General features: G+C 27.8%; 22 protein-coding genes and 1 tRNA gene. 4 read left to right on the top strand and 19 right to left on the bottom strand.

Translation table 11 applies throughout. The annotated features are described in order from the left end of the window. Positions 1–683: 683 nt before the first annotated feature. The 7 genes from ABF633_RS01665 to ABF633_RS01635 form a co-directional block, all read right to left on the bottom strand. Positions 684–1166: a hypothetical protein gene (locus ABF633_RS01665; RefSeq protein WP_415521375.1), complete on the bottom strand. Its 483-nt coding sequence runs from the start codon at positions 1164–1166 to the stop codon at positions 684–686. Positions 1167–1657: 491 nt separating this feature from the next. Then, a complete protein-coding gene (locus ABF633_RS01660; RefSeq protein WP_415521373.1) occupies positions 1658–3319 on the bottom strand; it encodes a DEAD/DEAH box helicase family protein in 1662 nt (553 codons plus the stop codon). A gap of 24 nt (positions 3320–3343) precedes the next feature. Further along, on the bottom strand, positions 3344–3520 hold the full coding sequence (locus tag ABF633_RS01655) for a hypothetical protein (protein ID WP_415521371.1): 177 nt from the start codon (positions 3518–3520) through the stop codon (positions 3344–3346). A gap of 75 nt (positions 3521–3595) precedes the next feature. Beyond that, the gene (locus ABF633_RS01650) at positions 3596–6445 is read right to left on the bottom strand and encodes a hypothetical protein (protein WP_415521369.1); all 2850 of its coding nucleotides are present in this window, start codon (positions 6443–6445) and stop codon (positions 3596–3598) included. A 46-nt stretch (positions 6446–6491) separates the two neighbouring features. Further along, positions 6492–6665, bottom strand: a complete 174-nt coding sequence (locus ABF633_RS01645; RefSeq protein ID WP_415521367.1) for a hypothetical protein — start codon at positions 6663–6665, stop codon at positions 6492–6494. Positions 6666–7027: 362 nt separating this feature from the next. Then, positions 7028–7246, bottom strand: coding sequence for a hypothetical protein (locus ABF633_RS01640; RefSeq protein ID WP_415521365.1), 219 nt, complete (start codon positions 7244–7246; stop codon positions 7028–7030). Between the two features lie 12 nt (positions 7247–7258). Continuing rightward, positions 7259–7579: a hypothetical protein gene (locus tag ABF633_RS01635; protein ID WP_415521363.1), complete on the bottom strand. Its 321-nt coding sequence runs from the start codon at positions 7577–7579 to the stop codon at positions 7259–7261. Between the two features lie 787 nt (positions 7580–8366). On the opposite strand from ABF633_RS01635, the gene ABF633_RS01630 reads away from it, so the two are divergent. Together ABF633_RS01630 and ABF633_RS01625 are read left to right on the top strand one after the other, a co-directional pair. Beyond that, positions 8367–8591, top strand: a complete 225-nt coding sequence (locus ABF633_RS01630; protein ID WP_415521361.1) for a helix-turn-helix domain-containing protein — start codon at positions 8367–8369, stop codon at positions 8589–8591. Then, positions 8588–8992 carry a hypothetical protein gene (locus tag ABF633_RS01625; protein WP_415521359.1) on the top strand — a complete coding sequence of 135 codons (405 nt, stop codon included), beginning with the start codon at positions 8588–8590 and terminating at the stop codon, positions 8990–8992. Before ABF633_RS01630 ends, ABF633_RS01625 begins: the two co-directional genes overlap by 4 nt. Positions 8993–9038: 46 nt before the next feature. Here the strand turns inward: ABF633_RS01625 and ABF633_RS01620 are convergent, their stop codons facing one another. The 8 genes from ABF633_RS01620 to ABF633_RS01585 all read right to left on the bottom strand — a co-directional run bounded on the left by ABF633_RS01620 (position 9039) and on the right by ABF633_RS01585 (position 15662). Then, the gene (locus ABF633_RS01620) at positions 9039–9509 is read right to left on the bottom strand and encodes a hypothetical protein (protein WP_415521357.1); all 471 of its coding nucleotides are present in this window, start codon (positions 9507–9509) and stop codon (positions 9039–9041) included. A 289-nt stretch (positions 9510–9798) separates the two neighbouring features. Next, on the bottom strand, positions 9799–10386 hold the full coding sequence (locus tag ABF633_RS01615) for a hypothetical protein (protein ID WP_415521355.1): 588 nt from the start codon (positions 10384–10386) through the stop codon (positions 9799–9801). Next, positions 10367–11701: an FtsK/SpoIIIE domain-containing protein gene (locus tag ABF633_RS01610; RefSeq protein ID WP_415521353.1), complete on the bottom strand. Its 1335-nt coding sequence runs from the start codon at positions 11699–11701 to the stop codon at positions 10367–10369. The genes ABF633_RS01615 and ABF633_RS01610 overlap by 20 nt, the downstream gene beginning before the upstream one ends. Next, on the bottom strand, positions 11698–11862 hold the full coding sequence (locus ABF633_RS01605) for a hypothetical protein (protein ID WP_415521351.1): 165 nt from the start codon (positions 11860–11862) through the stop codon (positions 11698–11700). Before ABF633_RS01605 ends, ABF633_RS01610 begins: the two co-directional genes overlap by 4 nt. 192 nt (positions 11863–12054) lie before the next feature. After that, positions 12055–12255, bottom strand: coding sequence for a helix-turn-helix transcriptional regulator (locus tag ABF633_RS01600; RefSeq protein ID WP_415521350.1), 201 nt, complete (start codon positions 12253–12255; stop codon positions 12055–12057). A 635-nt stretch (positions 12256–12890) separates the two neighbouring features. Then, positions 12891–13841, bottom strand: a complete 951-nt coding sequence (locus ABF633_RS01595) for a tyrosine-type recombinase/integrase (RefSeq protein ID WP_415521348.1) — start codon at positions 13839–13841, stop codon at positions 12891–12893. Positions 13842–13949: 108 nt separating this feature from the next. After that, entirely contained in the window at positions 13950–14948 is a 999-nt protein-coding gene (locus tag ABF633_RS01590) for a GGGtGRT protein (protein WP_015615078.1), read from the bottom strand. A gap of 21 nt (positions 14949–14969) precedes the next feature. Further along, positions 14970–15662, bottom strand: a complete 693-nt coding sequence (locus tag ABF633_RS01585) for an iron-sulfur cluster assembly scaffold protein (RefSeq protein WP_415521345.1) — start codon at positions 15660–15662, stop codon at positions 14970–14972. 462 nt (positions 15663–16124) lie between these two features. On the opposite strand from ABF633_RS01585, the gene ABF633_RS01580 reads away from it, so the two are divergent. Next, positions 16125–16206 (top strand) — tRNA-Leu (locus ABF633_RS01580). A gap of 62 nt (positions 16207–16268) precedes the next feature. On the opposite strand, the gene ABF633_RS01575 is transcribed toward ABF633_RS01580, so the two are convergent. The 4 genes from ABF633_RS01575 to ABF633_RS01560 all read right to left on the bottom strand — a co-directional run bounded on the left by ABF633_RS01575 (position 16269) and on the right by ABF633_RS01560 (position 20584). Then, positions 16269–17504: an OFA family MFS transporter gene (locus ABF633_RS01575; protein WP_415521343.1), complete on the bottom strand. Its 1236-nt coding sequence runs from the start codon at positions 17502–17504 to the stop codon at positions 16269–16271. A 133-nt stretch (positions 17505–17637) separates the two neighbouring features. Further along, the gene (locus ABF633_RS01570; protein WP_415521341.1) at positions 17638–18354 is read right to left on the bottom strand and encodes a LytR/AlgR family response regulator transcription factor; all 717 of its coding nucleotides are present in this window, start codon (positions 18352–18354) and stop codon (positions 17638–17640) included. Positions 18355–18358: 4 nt separating this feature from the next. After that, on the bottom strand, positions 18359–19969 hold the full coding sequence (locus tag ABF633_RS01565) for a LytS/YhcK type 5TM receptor domain-containing protein (protein WP_415521655.1): 1611 nt from the start codon (positions 19967–19969) through the stop codon (positions 18359–18361). Positions 19970–20044: 75 nt separating this feature from the next. Further along, positions 20045–20584 (bottom strand): guanylate kinase, encoded by a 540-nt coding sequence (locus tag ABF633_RS01560; RefSeq protein ID WP_415521339.1) that lies wholly within the window; start codon positions 20582–20584, stop codon positions 20045–20047. Positions 20585–20921: 337 nt separating this feature from the next. Between ABF633_RS01560 and ABF633_RS01555 the strand changes: the two genes are divergently transcribed. Then, a complete protein-coding gene (locus tag ABF633_RS01555) occupies positions 20922–21128 on the top strand; it encodes a small, acid-soluble spore protein, alpha/beta type (RefSeq protein ID WP_415521337.1) in 207 nt (68 codons plus the stop codon). Positions 21129–21250: the final 122 nt, after the last annotated feature.

Raw genomic sequence — 21250 nt, 5'->3', positions numbered from 1 at the left:
ACTTTATAAGTAAACTCATTTTAAGATAAAATATTGAGGTTACTTCTTTTTAAGGAAATAACCTCCCAAGAGTGATTCTCACGATTTTTGGAGGCGGTCAGATTCGAACTGAACTACGGAATCACCATAACGCTTACCATAATTTATCATATTTTCTCAAAAATGCCTAAAGCGTATCAAACTTTAGAATCAATCTACTATATATTAATAGTAAACTCATTTTAAAATTTGATATATATTTATACTGGTCAGGTGAAAGTGAGGACAATCCCTAGCCAGTATAAATATATATATTATGAAAGAAAAGAAAGAAGAAAATATATAATAAAACAACCTATCTGTATATAAGTTGTCCTACTAGCAAATTATTTGGGCATTTAATTGAAGAGAAAACACCCAAACCCCAAAAATAATTTAGATTTTCCCGAGATTATTTTTAAAAACATATTGATTTTATGCAATCATATATGCTATAATTTAGATATGTATATATTATTATACTATACCATATAGTTCCATTGAGGCATGTCCTAAAATCATTGATATAACTACGTTTGAAGTGTGTTGTAAACTTTTTCAGCCGTTTTTATTTTTTTCAAAATATGAACTAACCTTCATTTACACATTGCCGCATCTTTTTTTTGAGCATTAAAAAAGACCTGAATAAATTCAAGTCAATAATTTCATTCCTTTATTTGTTTTCGGTACTCTATATTGTTATCATCATATAAGTCTTCAAGTTTAAGTCTATCATCTATTCTTTTCATAATTTCTAATACTTTATAGCACACTTCTACTTCATCTTCTATATTCCAATAAAAATGACAAAATTCTTCTAATATACACTTTATTATTTCGGTATTAGAATAATCGTTTTTTAACCATTTCTCAACAGGATACCAACAAAAATGCAAATGAGCTCCAAATTGATTTTCTTTTAATGTAAAAGTTATTTCTTCTCCATCAGTAAATACACAGCAACACGTTGGAACATCTTTCATTTTTTCATATTCTAATTGATCTGATAATTTCATAGAAGCAAAGCAAAACAATTTTCCTATTCTTTCATCTATTTCAGTGGTTGCATATAATTTTATTTTAGGATCAATCCTTTCATCAACACCAACTGGCATTTTCTTTAATAATGCATTTTTTAATAGTGGCATATAATCTCCTCCTCAATATTACATATTAATGTAAATTATATCATAAATTATCCTGTGCACATGGCGTTAGTCTAATAAATATTGCTACGTTTCACTTGCAAATTTATCAGCCTTTGCCCAAAACTTAAAAAATTGTTCCGTTGCACTACACAATATTTTTAAGATTTTGTGTCAATAATATATTTTTTTGGATTATTTTTCTGTTAAATATAAACTTCTAATAATTTTACAATATATTTTAAATTTAAACTAAACTTTAGGTATACTTTTTTGTGACCATATTATATTATTATAATTTACTCACAATTTTGTATACCTGACTAATTTAGGATACTTTAAATATATTATCTACTAATTAAAAATAAAAATAATGTACATCTTGAATAACTTTCGAAGCGATAGCGAGAAATTATGAAAGATAGCTTCGGGAAAGGTGCGGAAAACCCCCAAGGTACGGGGGGTTGTCTGCTATACTATTATTCAATTATTAATTATTTATCTTCTTTAACAATTATCCATTTAGTTTTTAATTTTCCATTAATTTTAAATTTTTTACTTGTAACAATATAATCAAATTCTAACAAACTAAATAATTTATTATATTGTTTTAGACCTCTATTTCTATTATTACCACCATCTAATTTATTAAGTAATTCATCTAAATTACTACCAATACAATGTTCAATAATTTTTTCTATTTCATTAATAAATGTTTTTTTATCATATCTAATATCATTATTATATGCATTATTTAAATATTCTTCTAATGATTCTACTTCATCTTCCAAGGCAACTTCCTCCACTAATTTGCTTTCATTAAATGTATCATCTAATCCAAGCCAACTTAATTGTGTATGTATAAATGCAAATTTTCTATCTTTTTTAAATAACATCATCATTTGTTTATAGAACTTTAAATCTATATTAGTTCTTGCTTTACCCATTAGATTTATCATCCATTTACCAGTGCCAGTTTTCATATTTTCATGAAAAAATAGATGATTCATTTTTGATATTTCTACCATATCATTATCATATTTTTTGTTAAAAGCATTTGGATCTTCTTCTAATAACTTTATTTCACCTAATTGATATTCACATTCATTTGATTTCATCATAAAACTTTTCATAAATTTAGTTGGTATGTACAAATTTATTTGTTGTGGATTTTCTATGTCTATTCTTTTTCTACCTAATTCCTGTATAAATGTTATTCTATCCCATGCCATAATAACTATATTAGTTAATTTATCATCTACTATATTAATTCCATTATCAATTACTTTTGTTGCTATAAGAACTTTTTTATTAAATTTACTATCTTGTATTATGCTCTCTAATTCTTCATTTTTAGTATCTTTAAATATACATGAAGATATTTCATCACCTAATTCTTTTTGTATCTTTCTACCATTGTCTTTAGATGTTACAAATATAAGCCATTTTTCATCAGATTTATCATTTTTAATTGAATTAATTATTATACTTAAATTATTTTGAAAATATATTGGATTTACATAACTATAATCTGTTCCAGTATAATATTGTTTTAATTTTGGTTTATAACCTAAAGTTTTAGTATTTTGAACTTTGTGAATTATAGGTACTTCTACTTCTTCCATTGTTGCAGATATAAATATTTTAACTGTATTAGGCATATGTTGCTTAACAAGATATTTGTAGGCTAAACGACATTTGTTATTAAAACCTCCATCTGCAAGAATATAGTGTGCTTCATCCATAACTATATAATCATATGTTAAATCCATTTCTTTACCATCATACTCATGGTTAATTGCCATTTGTCCAATACTTTGATAACTTTTAATTGTTATATTTTCAATTTGATATATTCTATCTAAAGCTTTTAAATCTATTTTTTTAGTATCATTACCATCTTTATCTTTAATATGAGGAACATCCAAATGATATTTTTTTAATAAATCTATTTTTAATTGTCTTTTTAAATTAATTCTATTACAGACTAGAAGTAATCTTTCGTAAGGGTTTATGTAATTAATTAATTTATTTTTAATGAAATATGTTTTTCCTGTTCCTGTTTGTGCTTGAAGGATAATAATATCTCCTTCATCCCATTCTTTATAATCTTCACCTATGCTATCAGTAACCCACTTTAAATTTAATTTTTTCATCAATCAAAACTTCCTTCCACAATCTTATTTATCTTTTCTATCCATCCAATTCTTAAATATTTCCTGTAATCTTTCACAATCTTTAAATTTTATATAAACATCTTGTTTTACTCCTGTGCCAAAACCTACTGGAACCAATCCATTTTTTAAATAAAAATTTGCCTGTTCCATATTGTATATGTATCTAAAATCTTTAATCATAGTTGTTACCTCCCTTATTGTAAGGTATGCCCCATTCAGGGCACACCCTATTTATTTTGATTAACATTATCCCTACTAAGCTGATTCTGAGATTTCTTTCCTAACTTTTCCACTATATCTTGTCCCAAATATGTTAATTTCCCCATTTTCATCAGGAACTAATACTTCTTCACTTGATGTATCTGTATTAAGAAAACATGCTAATGTTTCAAATTGTTTTGCATAATATAGAAGGTTCAAGACCTTTAAGCCATATTTTTTGTAATTAGTACCTTTTTCTGAGATTACTCCAAAAGCTTTTTTTAGAATTACTAGGATAGTATTACTATTAATTTTCTTCTTTCTTAACTCTTCAATGGCTTTTTTCTTAATACTAATCCTTATATTCTTTTTTGATTTATCATCAAGAGATTTATTCATCTCTAATCCATTTAATTTCTTACAGGCTGCACCAACAATTTCCCATAGATCATTGACTTGGTCTGAATTAGATTTACCACCTAAATTTTTAGCCTTTTTAACTAGTAAATCTTTAAATGTTAATTTTGGCATTGGTTTAGGTTTATGTATTTCTTTATCTAAAATTTCTTGCAAATAGTCCATTGGGGTATCAAAACTTTGCATAGTTCTATATGTATTATCTTCTGCAACTACATCAAAGAAATTAGGAACTATCATTAATTTTCTTTTTTTCGTTATTCTCTTTCCATTTTTCCACTTAACTACAGTGTACTTTTTAAACTTTAATATTTCCCTGTCATTTTCATCTTTAATATGATTTATTTTAGCTAGTTCTTTCGACATAGATATATTATCAAAACTTTTTTTACTTTTATCTAATTCAATTTGTGACAAGCTTGATAATAGACTTGATGCTTCATATAATTTATCTATTACTTTTCTACTTGCACCTTCTGCAATAGCTTTATGCATATAGGAATTCATTATCTGTGATTTATTTACAATCTTACCCGTATATCCATTTGCCAGTACATTATCTAATTTAGCTAAATCCTTCATAGTATTGTATCTTATTTTTTTCTCACCATTAACTTCATTTATTGGTGTAGGATAATCTTCTTCACAATCCTTTGCTTTAGATGCTAATGCAGGTAAAATTAATATTGTATCACTATCAGTATCGCATCCCTGGGCTCTTTGTGGAAAGTCATTGTCGTTGAAATTACATATCATAATATTATCTGTTAAATTAAACCAATCATATTCATCATGAAATTTACTAACTGCAAAAATTACATTACCACCATTTATATGAGGATTTCTTGATAAACAAAACTCTTGTATATCTTTATCTTTATAATATGAGCACCATATTTCTCTACCTTCAGCAATACATTCACCTTGCTTATATTTTCCTATAGTAGCTTGTAACATCTCATATGGATTTGAAACGATTGTTACATATATGGTATCTTTTAATCTAATTTTTCCATGACGCAAATTCTCTTCATAGTAATTAATTTGTTCTTTTTTGAAGTCCTTAAATTGCTGAGTATATCTAATATTCTCATTAATTAGTAATAAATTGCTTAGCATATCCTTAGTAGAATATTTATCTTCTATAGATTTCAAAACACTGTTATGTTGTACATAATTGCTTAGCTGGATACTATCTTTTTCTTCATAATTTATGTAATTTTTAAGATAAGCTATATTGTTTTTAAGATTCATTACATAATCAATTTCAGGTTGTATAAGTTCCTTTATATCTGGCTTTGATAAAGGCATTGAATTTAATAACTGGTATGTGGTTCTATTGTAATTTCCATAATTGCCCTGTTTATCATATTTAACGACCCCGAATATTTCATCTATATTATTTAACCAGTGTAAATAGCACTTAATTCTATCACCATTAAATTGTTCCTTATAGGCAAATTTAAGCCATTTTAAGCTATTAGGTGTAATCACTAATTTTATTTCGCTAGTTTTTAATATCCTACCTGTAGGTACTCCATCTAGTTTTTCAACTATTTCAGTAACTTCTTGTTCTTGATTCTTCCAATACTCATGAAGTTTTGTATTAAATGCACAACATTTAAAGAAATCTGATCTCAATAAAGCCATTCCTTTATTTTGCAATTTTTTATATTCTTGAAACACCGACTCTTCCATAAGCCCTTGTCCATCCGTAAGACAATTTTGCTGCCAAAAATGTTCTTCAGTTTTAGTTTCTAATTTTTTAGTTTTTTCATTCCATCTTGTAACACTAGCAATAGATTCAAATTTTTTACCATAAATATCATCCAACATTAATATTTCATTAGGATATAATTTTATCGTGGTAGTCAAACTACTCATAATTAATGCTTGGTATGCATGAAGACTTGTAATATCACATTCTTCTCTATCTTTTTTATCGGTACTTTCACTAAATTTAATCCCTAACCTACTACGATTAATTAATTTGTCATATAATTCACCCTTGCAAAATATATCTGTTCCAGTTTTAGCTTTGGATGATCCACGCTTATAAAATCTATAATGCTGCTCTCCTATGTAAAAACCATTTATGTATATGTAGTCTCGGATTCTTTTCTTATGCATGATAATGTTCTTCTTTTTCTTGAGTCTTTTTATCTTTTTACAATCTGAAACTTTAAAAATCACTTTTTTATGAACTTTATTTACTATGTATTTAACAGCATCCTCATTTCTATTATTCTGCATTATAAAGTAATCTTCCGAAAACTTTACATTAATAAATGCATCAGTATATTGTTTATTTTCTCTTAAATATATTTCTTTTGGAAAGTATTCGTTTAGTCTTTTTATTTCTATACTATAAGGCATTGTTGCACTAAATAATTTAATCTCATCTTTCTTATTTTTTGTTTTAATATTTACAGCTTTTAATAAATATGCACCTTCTAAGTTTTTAATATATGTATTCTCTTCTTTCATTAATAAAAATTCCTCCTTTTGGTATTTTAGATTTTTTAGATTTTAATTAAGCACTATGTTGAGTTAATGCACTTAATTCATGTAATAAAGTATTAGTTTCTTCAAAACAGAATACTACTAACCAAGGCTTATTCCTGTTTTGCTCTGTATACAGAAGCTTGTTGTCACTTGCCATCAATTTCAATGCTATGTTTCTACTGAATATTTTTTTAATCTTCATATTTATTTCGTGACCTCCTTTCTTACATAATTTTTTTAAAGCTATTGACTTGCAATCAAATATGTTGTATCATAAAAGTACTTAAATTACGTTTTCAATTACAAGTCACCTTTTGGTGAATAAAAATAAATTAAATGGTTAAAATTTAGATATAAGATAAATTGAACAGTCAAGGGTGTGTCAGACCCTTTCTTACCGTCCAATAATCATTATACTAGCGTAAGCAATATTTTAAAACTTTTATATTGGTTTGTTTTTCGTTATATTCCATTGTCTGTAAAAATTAAATTACTCATACTCTATTTTTATTAGTGTAGCTTAAATTTTCTATGCTTTATTTGTATTTGCATAAAATCACGATTTTATGGCATTATTCCATGTGCTTTTAATTCTTCTGTATAATCTTCTTCTCTATTTGCTCTATCATATTCTCGTGTTACTTCGTCCCAATCGACTGCCGCATACTCTTCAGCAACTTTTATTTGTTCTAATTGGAACTTATTATGCATTTCCTTTTGTAATTCTTCACATATAATTCTCTTAAATAGCTTATATACTAATCTTCTAAATAATTGATTCATCCTATTATCCCCCTACACTAATAATGTTATTTCAATTTTATTTGTTAATTGAATGTAATAAGTATCAAATTCAGATATTGGCGTTGGTGTTTCACTGGATATATATTTTATTTTGCTAAATGGAATTATCATGAAATTATCCTCATATTCTTCTCCACCTAATGAAATAAAATCTTCTTTTGCTCCATGAACAATACCAACTTCAAAACCATCTAAGCATTGCATAAAACTCATTCCACCATCAACTGTTAAGTTAACATCTTGTCCAGTTAATTTTTCCTCCATGTCTGCAAATTCTACCATACTATTAAAATCTAAACTTCTTTTATTCATCATTTTCTCCTCCTAAAAATTTAATATTTATATTAATTAATTCGTTACTATGTAACATTTTAATTAAAAACAAAATAAAAAGAGCCTGTGATTAAGAATTATCTAACAATACTAATTAGGTTTAAAAATTCAATATATTATTTAACATTATTGGCTATATACAATAATACTTATAAATATTTTAATTGTACTCAAATAAACCTTATACAATATTGTATATATATAAATACAATATAAAAGCTTATAGATGTAAATTAAATATTATTCTATTAAAGTTATTAAGTATTATAAATGTATGTAATCCTATTATAAAATAAAATCTTAACAATAATGTAAAATATTAACTTAAATTCTTAAATCTAACTGCATTTGTTAAATACCTTCTTGTATCACCGACTCCTCTTGGTTTAATTTATAACATTTTTATGCAATTTTCTTTAAGTGCCATATCTTGGCTACGAAATTTATTCTATCATCAATTACATAGCTTGTCAACATTTATTTTATAATTTTTATTAAATTTAATTATATATGGAATTTTTATATTTTTTTAGGTTGTCTGGATTAATTTCTATACCAAATGTTTTTGCTACTGATATAAAATCTTGTAACACTCTTATACTCATAATCATTACCTCCCTTGGATTAATTTGCTTGGTACAATTATTATAATACACTCTATTAATTATATTGTCAACACTATAATTATAATATTTGATACACTTTATAAAATATTCTCTACATGCTATAATAAATAATAAATAATAAATAGAAGGTGAAACTGTACATGATAAAAATCAAACTACAAGATATATTAGATAGAGAAGAAAGATCCTTAAACTGGGTGGCAACAAAAACTGGGATATCTTATTCCACATTACATAAATTAAATAGTAATAATACTACATCTATAAGTTTTAATACTTTAAATGCTTTATGTAAGTTGTTTAAATGTAAATTAACTGATATTATAGATTTTGTAGAAGATGAAAATAAAGGTGAAAAAATATGATAAATGATATTAATTTTGATTTAGCATTCCATACTTCTGATTCTTTAGTTTTTAATGTAAAAACTAAGCTTACAGGTGTAATTATAGAAATACATATACATGTAAATAAACACAATCTTATGTATATTACATTAATAATAACAGATAAAAATATTATAAAATTGAGAGAAGAAAATTATTTACATTACATTAATGATATAACATCCGAATTACAATATAAATTATATAATTTTTTTGGTCTTTTAAAAAAAGGTGATAGTGATATAGAAGTGTATTTTCATATTAATTTTAATAGTGTAAGAATAAATTTTGCTCCATGGCTATTTTTTAAAGATAATGATGAATTTCAAGGGGATTTTGCAAATTCAATTTTTAGAGAAATTAAAGGTATTTACATATAAAAAGACTGGAAGAATAATATTAAAATCTTCCAGTAAATTAAATAATTTATTTAGCTTTTCTCAATTCTATTACATTATTTTTTCTGAATGTTTCTAGCACATGTATAGTATCTACCAGATTGGATATGCTTAAATGTGTACTAGATAATTTAGTATATATCTCGTGAGATTCATTAGTAAACTTAATATTTTTGTAATCCTGAGCATATATACCTAAACAACGATTAATAAATCTGATGATGTAAAAAATCTGTTCTCTTGAAAGTGTGCCTGACTTCATACTTGAATTGAACAGATTTTTTGCTTTTGTTGCATAAGGTTTAACTTCATCGTAATTAAGTAGATCTTGTAACTCTTGCTCCTGTCGTTCATCAAAACTATTTTTTTGTGGTTTTGGTCTCCAGTTCCTTATCTTAGCTTTGATGTAGAAGTCTAAAAGTTTGACTGCTGCACATACGGCTAAAAAGTATCCTGCTAACACATAAATTTGTGTACTTAAAGTAAAATTGTACTCCATAACATTTCCTCCTAAAGGTTTATTCATATTTTTTCAATAAGGTTGCTAAATCTAGCTTTTGTTTATTTATCTCTCATTAGCATCATATTTAAAAAATATGTACTATAAATTGGACTATAAAATATACTATTAATACAACTATTAAATATACTGTTTAGTTTTTTGTACAGTCCAATTTATATATCTATAGGTATTGGTATTATTAGGTTTTATAACCACGATAAATAAGGAATGAGTAATAAGGATTTTGTTAGTAATAAGTAATTAGATTAGTTATATAAGAATAATATTAATTAAAACCCAATACATTGTGGGTAAAATTGGATAATTTGAAATCACTGTATATAATATCAAAATTAGTAGATTCATATTTAATGTTATGAGTACCCATAATCACTATTAATGGGAAAGTACCATAACATTGCTCCTGTAGTTCCTGTGATCTATATAATCTCTCATAAGTTTGCATCTTTGGCATACTAGAATGTGTTAAATCTACTTCTAATAATATAAAGTATAGATTACCATTAAATTCAAACTTGAAAAATGCATCGGGTCTTATCATATCTTTAAGGTATCGTGGCTGTATCTTAAATTCAATATTTTTACAATTATTAAATACTAATAATGAGTAAAAATCTAATACATATAAATCATGTGCAGATATCTTTTGCTCTGTATAATATATTTTTTCATCGGTCAATTGATTCTTATAAGACTTTAAAACTTCCATATCTTCTAATTTTTTAAGTCTTTTTCTTGCAACATCATATCCAAATTTACAATCATTAAAAAATATTCTATAAGATTGCATAATAGTTATTGCCTTATGCTTTTCCAGGTAAATTAATATATCTTTATCCCTCTTTGTGAGCATCTTTTTTCACCTCATCAAGATTAATTACACCATTTTTTCTTTTTTTTACCTTTATATTTACTTTAGTGTTGGTTATAGTTTGCTTTACCCTCACAGTACAATCTTTCATTTTTGCAAACTCTTCTGGAGTTGGTTTGTGCCTTTCGTAATGCATTTCGTTTTGAACTTTTGACTGTACTGGTATATTTAAAAGGCTATCCTTTATGTTGTCCTGTATAATCTCTTTATCTATATACGGTGTTTTAATGCGTACATATTGATTAGTAAATAGTATACATTCTTTTTCTTCTAGTCCTACTGCATCAGAACTTTCTATTATATTAGTAGAATTAAGGACACTCATTTGTCTGAATGTAATCCTACTCATTTGTGATTTTATTGTACTGGGAATATTATCTACTGTAGTACGTTGAACAGTACATATAACATTTATTCCAACACTACGTCCTGCTACAATAATATTTTTAAGATGTTGTAGTGCAGAAGCTTTTAGTTTCTCTGTATCTTCATCATCTGATTTATCTTCCATATAGAATGAAAATTCTTCTGCAAATAAATAGATATATTTCATTTTAATTTTAGATTTTTGATTATATTCTTCAATGTTTTCCGCATCTGCTTTATCTATAGTTTCTGTTCTTTTATCAATAATTTTATCTAGTCTAGCAAACATATCTCTTGTTTCATCTAATCTTTCAGAAAATTGTTTGACTTGTTTACAAAATTTAAAATGTTTATAATCTTTCTTTTTTAATTGAGTAAGATATATCTCTATCTCTTTTTCCGAATGATTATGGATAAGATTTGTGAGTATTGTAAAGCCAAGCCTTGATTTTCCAGTTCCGACTACTCCTGCAATAAGTAAGTGACTAAATCGGTTCATATTTAAAATAACTGGTTTTCCAGTATAGTCATATCCTAATAAAATTTCATATGGTTTTGTTTTTTCTGGTTTGAATGTTAGGTTATTTAATGGATTTGTAATTATTTTAACAGTAGTATAATTTGTAAATCTTTGTTTATCGAATTCACATAAACATTTAAAATTATCTTGGATTATTGTCTTTAAGCCTTCTAATTTATCTGCATCAAAACCATCAGGAATATTTACCTTACAATTAAATCCATATTTAGTTTTATTTATATTAATAATTTTAAATGTATCTGAAATATCTTCTTTATTTTTAATCCCTGCTGCAAACATAATCTTATTCCATTTTTTTATAATCTGTTTTTCATCTTTATGTTTAATATTGTAATGAATCTTTTGATAAGCATAAGTAGTTATCCCTGCGACAACAAATTCAGTAATCATTTACTCACCTTCTGACCAGTTCTAATGTCTATGATCTTTATTACTGCTATTATTATTTCTCCACCTATTAGAAAACCTCCTATAGGTAAACCTTGAATAAATATGAATGGTGTTAAAAAATTTTTAATAGTATTTATTATAAGCAAATCTAGTGTACTCATTTTCTAACACCTCTTAACATACTTACTAATTTATTAGTTGCTATTGTTATAATTGATATTCCTAATAAATATAAAACTATACTTAACATTGTACTTTCCCCCATACCATTTACTTTATAGTACAATATATGTCTTATAAGTATATTTGTTGCTTGTCCTAGTGTAAATAATCTATAAAAAAATACATAGTCTCTATTCAACTATGTAAAATATATCTTCTACTTTTTTATTAAGCTTTTTTGCTATATTGAGCATCGTTTCTCCTGAAGGTGCAGTTCCATTCTCCCATCTATTATATTGTCTATAATTAACACCTATTAATTTAGCAAATTCCATTTGACTCATCATATATTCCTTCATCCTAATCTCTTTTAAATGATTACCTAATCCCATGTATACCACCTCACATCTTTAGCTTATGTATTAATTCTACATATGGTATTAAATTCCTTTAAATAGTCAACTTTTTGTGATTAAATTACTTGACTTTTCGAACTAAGCTATTTAATATTTTGGCATGTTAAGCAATTGAACGTAGTTTGCCCTAAGAAAGAGCATAAATAAAAAGAGTCATCAATTAATAATAACTCTTTTTTAGTTTAATATTTTGTATATGTTGAAGTTGCTTTAAGTATTGCTATTGTTATAAATACTTTAATATACAAATTACTGCCCTTGTATACGCCTATGGCTTGTACTTATAGCTATCTTGCGATCAGTAAACCTACCTATCTAATATTTGTGTTGGAATAGATACAGCCAACTGACGGGCATATAACACAATAGCAATAATACTATATGTCCGAGCAAATTTTATGCATTGGCTTTGCTACACCACTAGATATTTTTTTTAGTTACTCTAGTGCAAAATAACCGAATCATACTCTAAAAAAGAGTGCGACAAACTAAGCCTCTTGACAATCCATTTTTTTGAATTTATAATAGTATTATAGGGTGTTTAAATGGATTATAGAAGTTTCATTTAACAATATTAAGTTGTGATAAGTCAGTGCGTTCGAGGCATTGGCTTATTTTTTAGATTTCATTTTTATATGATTACTGCTGTTGAATTCTTCTAAAATATCAAAGTTATCAACTTCTTTTTTCAAATCCGAAACTAAAATATTTATATAATTTTGAGTAATAACTAGGCTACTATGACCAAGCAAATGTTGTAGAATACTAGGTGACTTTCCTGCCAGTATCCATTTTTTAGCTGCTGTATGTCTCAGCCTATGGACTCCAATTTTATTAACATTTCTTTTTCTGTTATATATATTAAGACTTCCATTTACTGTTCTTCTATCCATCTTGTTGTTGTATACAGTACAAAATAAATAATCATCTTCACTATCTGCTTCCCTTATTCTTATATACTCTCTTAAAATTTTAACAATCGTCTTATTAAGAGGTATAATCAATGGTTTCCTGTTCTTTGTTGTATTTACATAAACAACATTATTTTCAAAGTCTACATCTTTTTCTTTTATATTAATTAAGCTATTAATTCTTACTGCTGTAGATAAAATAAAATTTATAATTACATAATCTCTATATTCAGCAAAATGGCACTTTTTGGTATTAGGTTTTTTAAGCAATATTTCTAATTCTTTATCTGAATACGTCTCTATTGCTTTTTTATCTACTCTAGGTAATTGAATTTTAAATGGTTGCATATATTCTAACTTCATAAAATAGTACAATATAGTTTTAAAATCTCTAACATAAGTATGAAGAGTCTGTGAAGCAAGATTTAAATTATCCTTACAAGCAATCACATAATTATCTACAGTTTCTTGTGTGATGTCCTTAATTAAAGTATCTTCATCAAAAAATCTAACAATAGATTTATAACCTTGCTTATAATGTTCTATAGTTGCTGGTCTTAAATTTTTAGCTTTACAATTGTCTAAAAACATTAAAAAGCCTTGTTTAAACGTCACGTTGTCTTCTGTAATTATCTTAGTTTTTCTTCTCATCTAGCCTATATCAACACCTTTCAAAAAAAATAAAAAGACACGTTAACGTAATTTATATACATTAACGTGTCTTCTCTAATTTTTAATTAACTAAGTATTGAAACCCTCTTATCTTGAAGTTTCTTCAATAGCAACTGCTACTGCAACTGTAGCTCCAACCATTGGGTTGTTACCCATTCCGATAAGACCCATCATTTCAACGTGAGCTGGAACTGATGATGAACCTGCGAATTGTGCATCTGAATGCATTCTTCCCATAGTATCAGTCATACCGTATGAAGCAGGACCTGCTGCCATGTTATCTGGGTGAAGAGTTCTTCCAGTACCACCACCTGATGCAACTGAGAAGTATTTCTTTCCTTGATCAACACATTCTTTTTTGTATGTTCCAGCAACTGGATGTTGGAATCTTGTTGGGTTAGTTGAGTTTCCTGTTATTGAAACGTCAACGCCTTCACTGTGCATTATAGCAACACCTTCTCTTACGTCATCAGCGCCATAACATCGAACTTTAGCTCTTTCTCCGTCTGAGTAAGCTGTTTCTTTAACTACATCTAATTTTCCAGTATAGTAATCAAATTTAGTCTGCACATATGTAAATCCGTTTATTCTTGAGATTATAAATGCAGCGTCTTTTCCAAGACCATTAAGTATAACTTTTAAAGGCTCTTTTCTTACTTTATTTGCTGATCTAGCGAGTCCTATTGCACCTTCAGCAGCTGCAAATGATTCGTGTCCAGCAAGGAAAGCAAAGCATTTAGTTTCTTCTCTTAAAAGCATTGCTGCTAAGTTTCCATGGCCTAAACCAACTTTTCTGTCATCTGCAACTGATCCAGGAATACAGAAAGCTTGTAAGCCTAATCCTATTGCTTCAGCAGCTTCAGCAGCCTTAGTACATCCTTTTTTAATAGCGATTGCAGCACCTACAGTGTAAGCCCAACACGCATTTTCAAAACAAATTGGTTGAATGCCTTTAACTATATCATAAACGTTTATTCCCTTTTCATCACAAACAGCCTTAGCTTCTTCTATTGTGTTTATGCCGTATTCTTTTAATACAGGTATAATTTGGTCAATTCTTCTTTCATAACTTTCAAATAATGCCATTACGTTTCTCCTCCTTACCTATTATTCATGTCTTGGATCGATAACTTTTACAGCTTCTGCAAATCTACCATAACTTGAAGTAGCTTTTTCCATTGCTTCGTTAGCGTCCATACCTTTTTTAATCATATCCATAACTTTACCAAGGTTTACGAATTCGTACCCTATAACTTCGTTATTAGCATCTAATGCTAAGTGTTTAACATATCCTTCAGCCATTTCTAGGTATCTAGTACCTTTAGCTTTAGTACCATACATAGTACCAACTTGGCTTCTAAGTCCTTTTCCTAAATCTTCAAGACCTGCTCCGATAGGTAGTCCACCTTCTGAGAAAGCAGTTTGAGATCTTCCGTATACTATTTGTAAGAATAATTCTCTCATTGCAGTATTTATAGCATCACAAACTAAGTCAGTGTTTAATGCTTCAAGTATAGTTTTTCCTGGAAGTATTTCTGAAGCCATTGCAGCTGAATGAGTCATTCCTGAACATCCAATTGTTTCTACTAATGCTTCTTCGATTATACCATCTTTAACATTAAGAGTTAGTTTACATGCACCCTGTTGTGGAGCACACCAACCTATTCCATGTGTTAATCCTGATATATCTTTAATTTCTTTAGCTTGTACCCATTTTCCTTCTTCTGGTATTGGTGCTGGTCCGTGGTTAGGTCCTTTAGCAACACACATCATACTTGATACTTCTGTTGAGTAAATCATATTTATATCTCCTTCCTGTACAAATAATTTACATTTTCCCCTTCATTTATGAAAAGGATATACATAGCCATATTTGGCCTATGTACTTGTAATTACTTTTAACCTATTTCATTGTAGCAAATTGTTTAAAAAGTAACAATATTTTTTTGAAAAAACATAGCTTTATGGTAGAAATTTTATGATTTATTAATATATCATCTTCTATTTGTTCCTGTTACTGTATATATGTTTTATTTGTAACATTTTTAGCAACTGTAATATTAATATTCTAATTATAAAAATATTTTTCTTACACGTTTTATTTCTTTTAGGCTAAATAAACTTAAAAATTAGATTAATTTCATTCATATTTTTAATATCTATACTTACAATTTGCTAATTATAGAAAAAACAATTATAAAAATGCTTAAAAGAAACTTGACTATAGCTTTACTCTATGCTATATTATTACATGTCAGCTTTGCCGATGTGGCGGAACGGCAGACGCACACGACTCAAAATCGTGCGGGAAACCATGTGGGTTCAAATCCCACCATCGGCACCAAAAAATTTAAAGAAAAAGCTGTATCACTTAGTTCTAAGACTATTTGATACAGCTTTTTTTATTTATACAGTTTTTTCTGTAAACTCTGTAATTCTGCTTGTTCTTTCTTTTGCTATTTCTTCTTGCGGCATTTTTATAGTAAGTGCAATAACAATTGAAATTAAACACATTATCCCTATAACAACAAAGGTTGCTTTAAAACTTCCTGCAATACCGGCTATAATGGATCCTGAAAGTGCTCCTATACCAAAGCCTTGGTATATTATTCCATAGTTCTTGCTGTGATTCTTAAGTCCGAAAAAATCTCCTACAATTGCTGGGAATACCGTAATGTTTCCACCAAAACAAAATGCAACTGCAGCTACACAGGCAAAGAATATTCCAAAATTCATGTGCACCGTATCCATAATAAACATACTTACAGCTGTTACTATTAAACCAAACAATACAACTTTAAGTCTTCCAACTTTATCTGATAGAGCTCCCAAAATAATTCTTCCTGATGTATTAAAAATAGCAACCATAGCAACAGCATTTGCTGCTACTGCAGGATTAAGTCCTGCTAATTGAACACCAATGTCTTTAACAATACCTATAAGATAGAGCCCACTCATACATGCTGTAAACATTATAATGAACAATAAATATGCTTCTTTTTTCTTCAGCATCTGTGCTGGTGTATAATTCCTAACTTCAGATTTGGCATCTGATACTGGCTTTGCATCTGGTGCATCCTTTAACAACTGTGCACCACCTGATATCAGTATAAAGGCTATAATACCCCAACATAGAAACGCAAATGTAAAACCTTTAGAACCTATAACATAGGAATTTATGTACTTAAAGATTAAACTTCCAGCTCCATAAGCTCCTACAGAAATTCCTGATATAACACCTTTTTTCTCTGGAAACCATTTTATACAATTTGAAAGTACAGTAATATATGCTATTCCATCTGCTGCCCCCACAATTACTCCTGCTGTCAAGTAAAGCATCCCCAGTGAGTTTGCCTTAGAAGTTAATATAAGCCCAAGTCCCAGTATTATTCCAGCAAAAGTAACAAGTTTTCTTATTCCAATTTTATCTTGAATTTTTCCTGCAAATAAAGTTGAAAATGCTAATGCAAAACTAGTAATTGAAAAAGCCACTGCTACTTTGCTAAGCTGCCAACCAAACTTATCTGCAATAGGCTGATTAAACAAGCTCCAAGTATAAATCGTTCCAAGACCCACTTGAGCAATCACAGTTCCTGCTAATATTAAAAGTTTGCTTTTGTATTCCTTTTCAGTCTTTGACATTATCCCCCACTCCTTATATAAAAGTTATAGCTTAAATACTGTCTTTCATTTTCCTTAACTTTATTATATATCTCTATATAAGGATTAGGGTTCTTTCATGAATGAGATGCCATTATAATTACATAAAATGCATTTATATATTCATAATCTGCTTGAATTTTTTTACATTGCTTCTGCTAACAGGTATTTCTTTTGTAACATTCTTAAGTCTTAAATTATAAGTATTATTAAACCAGGGTATTATTTCCTTTATTTTTGTAAGATTTACAATGTAGGATCTATGACATCTAAAAAACATTTCTTTAGGTAGAGTATCATAAAATTCTGATATGGACATTTTTACAAAGTATTCCTCATTTTTAGTCAGTACACAAGTTTCTCTCTCTTTCGCCTCACAATAGTATATGTCATCTATATTTGTAACTATTATCTTGTCGTTTTTGAATAGATTTATTCTATTTGAAATTGTGTGTAATTCTCCCTTTTGAGAATTATAGCTAAGTTCAAGCTTTTTTAACATAGATTTAATTCTAGTTTCATCATAAGGCTTTAGTATATAGTCAAAGGCTTCTATTTCAAAAGCTTCTACTGCATGTTCCTTATAGGCTGTTATAAATACTATATATGGTTTTTCAGAAAATTTACTTATATTTTTTGCAATGACAACTCCATCTATCCCACTTATATTAATATCTAAAAATATAACATCCACCTTATTATTCTGTAAAAATTTTAGAACTTCTATTCCATCTTCAAACTCACCTGTTATCTCAATATTACTGAAATTTTTGATAAAATACTTTAGTTCCTCTCTTGCTAAGAATTCGTCCTCAACTATTATGCACTTCACAGTATCATCTCCTAATTAAAAATTCCATTCTTGTACCCTTTTCTAATCTTTTAATTTTAATACCTTCACCATAAATAAGTTTAAGCCTTAAATGAACGTTATAAAGGCCAATTTTATTTTCAGGCATATTTCCGCTATAAACATTTTTTATGATATCTTCACTTATGCCTATACCACTGTCTTCAACAGTTATTTTAATACTTTCATCTTCACAATTTTTAACCCTTAACTTTATTGTTCCTTTGCCCTTCTTCGGAAGTATACCGTGAATTATTGCATTTTCTACTAATGGCTGTATAATAAGACTTGGCACTTTTATATTTACATCATCAATATCATATATAAGATTAAGCTTGTCCCCAAATCTTGCCTTTTCTATTTCTACAAAATCCTTAACCTGTTTCAGTTCCTTTTTTATATCAATTAACTCATCATTAATTTCAAGATTATATCTTAAATAACTTGATAAATTTATTATGAGTTCTCTTGCTTTGTCAGGATTTATTCTTATAAATGATGTTATTGCATTTAATGCATTAAATAAAAAATGGGGATTAATTTGCCTTTGAAGTGCTCTTATTTCAGCTCTATTTGCAGTTTCCTTTATTTGTTCAACCTTTGATACTTCCATTAAAGTTGATATTATCTGTGATAAGCCAATAGCAAGAGCTTTAATGGAATAGGTTATTTTATTAGAGTCTTTGTAATATATTTTTAAGGTACCATTTACTTCATTCTTATCCTCAAAGGGAATTATTATTGCAGATTTTAAATTACTATGACCATTTTTTAAACTATCATTATTTATAAGTATTTGATTTTTTAAAATTGCTGTCTTGGTTGTCTCATTTACTATTTTATTTTCTACGTTATATATTTCCTCATCAACGCCAACATAAGCAAGCACATTAACTTTATCAGTTATAGATACTGCATCTGCATGCATATGTTCTTTAATAATGATACATATCTTTCTTAAAGATTCCTTATTTATGCTTCTAAAATAAGGAAGAGTTTCATTGGCAATATCCAGTGCAAGCTTGGATTGCTGTCCTGCTATCATTTCCTTTTCATCCTCTACAAACTGCATTAGAAGTATAATAAATCCAACACTTATTTCTCCTAGTATCATTGGAATTGATATTTTGGAAACTATATTTAATCCAAGTTCATATGGCTTTGTCATTATTAATATAAGTACCATAGTTAATATTTCACAAACCATACCCAGCGAAATTCCTGCTATATATAAATACTTTCTTTCAACTCTTTTATTTACATATCCAGATGATATTCCTGCCACTATACTTGTTATAAGACATGGAATAGATGTTACTCCATGAATATCTATTAAAAATCTATGGGTTCCTGCAACTAGCCCAGTTATTATTCCAACCTCAGGTCCAAATAATATACCAGCAGATACTATAGTTATTATTCTTATATTTACTAAAGATCCATCTACCCTAATACCTGAATAAGTTTCCAAAATGGCAAAAGCTGAAAATATAGCACATATAATTGCTATATCTTTTTTTTCATAATTGTCCTTTTGAAATATTTTTCTAAAACTCTTTATTCTAGTGACTATAAATAAAATTAACAAAAGCCACATAGCTCTTTCCATGAGCATAGTTAACATATTAAAAATATACAATAACATAAATAAAGTCCTTTCAAAGTGGAATAATTAATTCATTTGTACTATTTTCTTAACATCACAAACTACATTATCTATATTTCTATTTGCATCTACTACATAATCACATTGAATTAAATCAAATATACCCGACTTACTGTCATAGGATAACCTTTCTAATGCTTGTTTTTTTCCTCTATCCTTGTACATCCTTCTAAAACGCTCATCCCTATCCACTTTTAGATATACAATTATGATTTCACAATCCCTAATAATATTTTTTAATTCTTGTGCTCCCACAGGTTCTACTACATAAACCGAAAACTCTTTTTCCTTATATTGTTCCCTGGTACTCCAGTAACGGTACCCATGGAATTCTGTATAGGCAATCAGCTCCTCCGAGTAGTTTGTACCTTCATATTTATTTTTAAAATAATTTTCATCTACAAATATATGACCATTTTCATTTTCACTTCTTTTAGGTCTTGTAGTATAACTTTTTATATAATTGTATCCTTCTCTTTCTAAACATTCTGCTGTAACTGATTTTCCAGCACCAGATTCACCTACTAAGCATATAATTCTATTCACAGTATTCACCTACAAAATTATTTAGGCATATGAAAATAAATAATAGGTCAAAGATGCGACGGATATTTTGAATCCAACAAGGAAACAGGTTCCGCAGATAGTGAGCTATCTAAAGGTTCTGTTGACGCAGTAGGATTCAAAATAGACTAGCATACTGACTAGTTATTTATTTGAATGTGCCTTATTGTTAATTAAAAATATTATTACATTAATTAGGTTAGTTTTCAATAAAAATAGAATAGCATAACATAAATTCCTTTATATCCGCTGTTTCCCTAACATATATTTTCCTTCTCTGCACAATATAATAACATCAAATATAAAGGAGGTCATATAAATGGCTAGTAGAAGTAGTAATAGACTAGTAGTACCAGAAGCAAAAGAAGGTTTAAATAAATTTAAATTAGAATCAGCAAGAGAGGTTGGAACTCCCTTAACTGACGGATATAATGGAAATCTTACTTCAAGACAAAATGGATCCGTTGGTGGTCAAATGGTAAAAAAAATAGTTCAACAATATGAAAACAATATCAGTAATAAATAATTTTAAGTAAATTATTTATTACTGATAGGGTCTGTATCAAATGTATTAATATATATTTGATATAGACGAGTCTGTCAATAATTTCGTGTAAACTTCCATAAAAAATTTTAAACTAATATATT

The organism is Clostridium sp. (assembly GCF_047718555.1).
Lineage (GTDB): Bacteria > Bacillota > Clostridia > Clostridiales > Clostridiaceae > Clostridium_I.
This window is presented reverse-complemented; position numbering and strand designations above follow the sequence as displayed.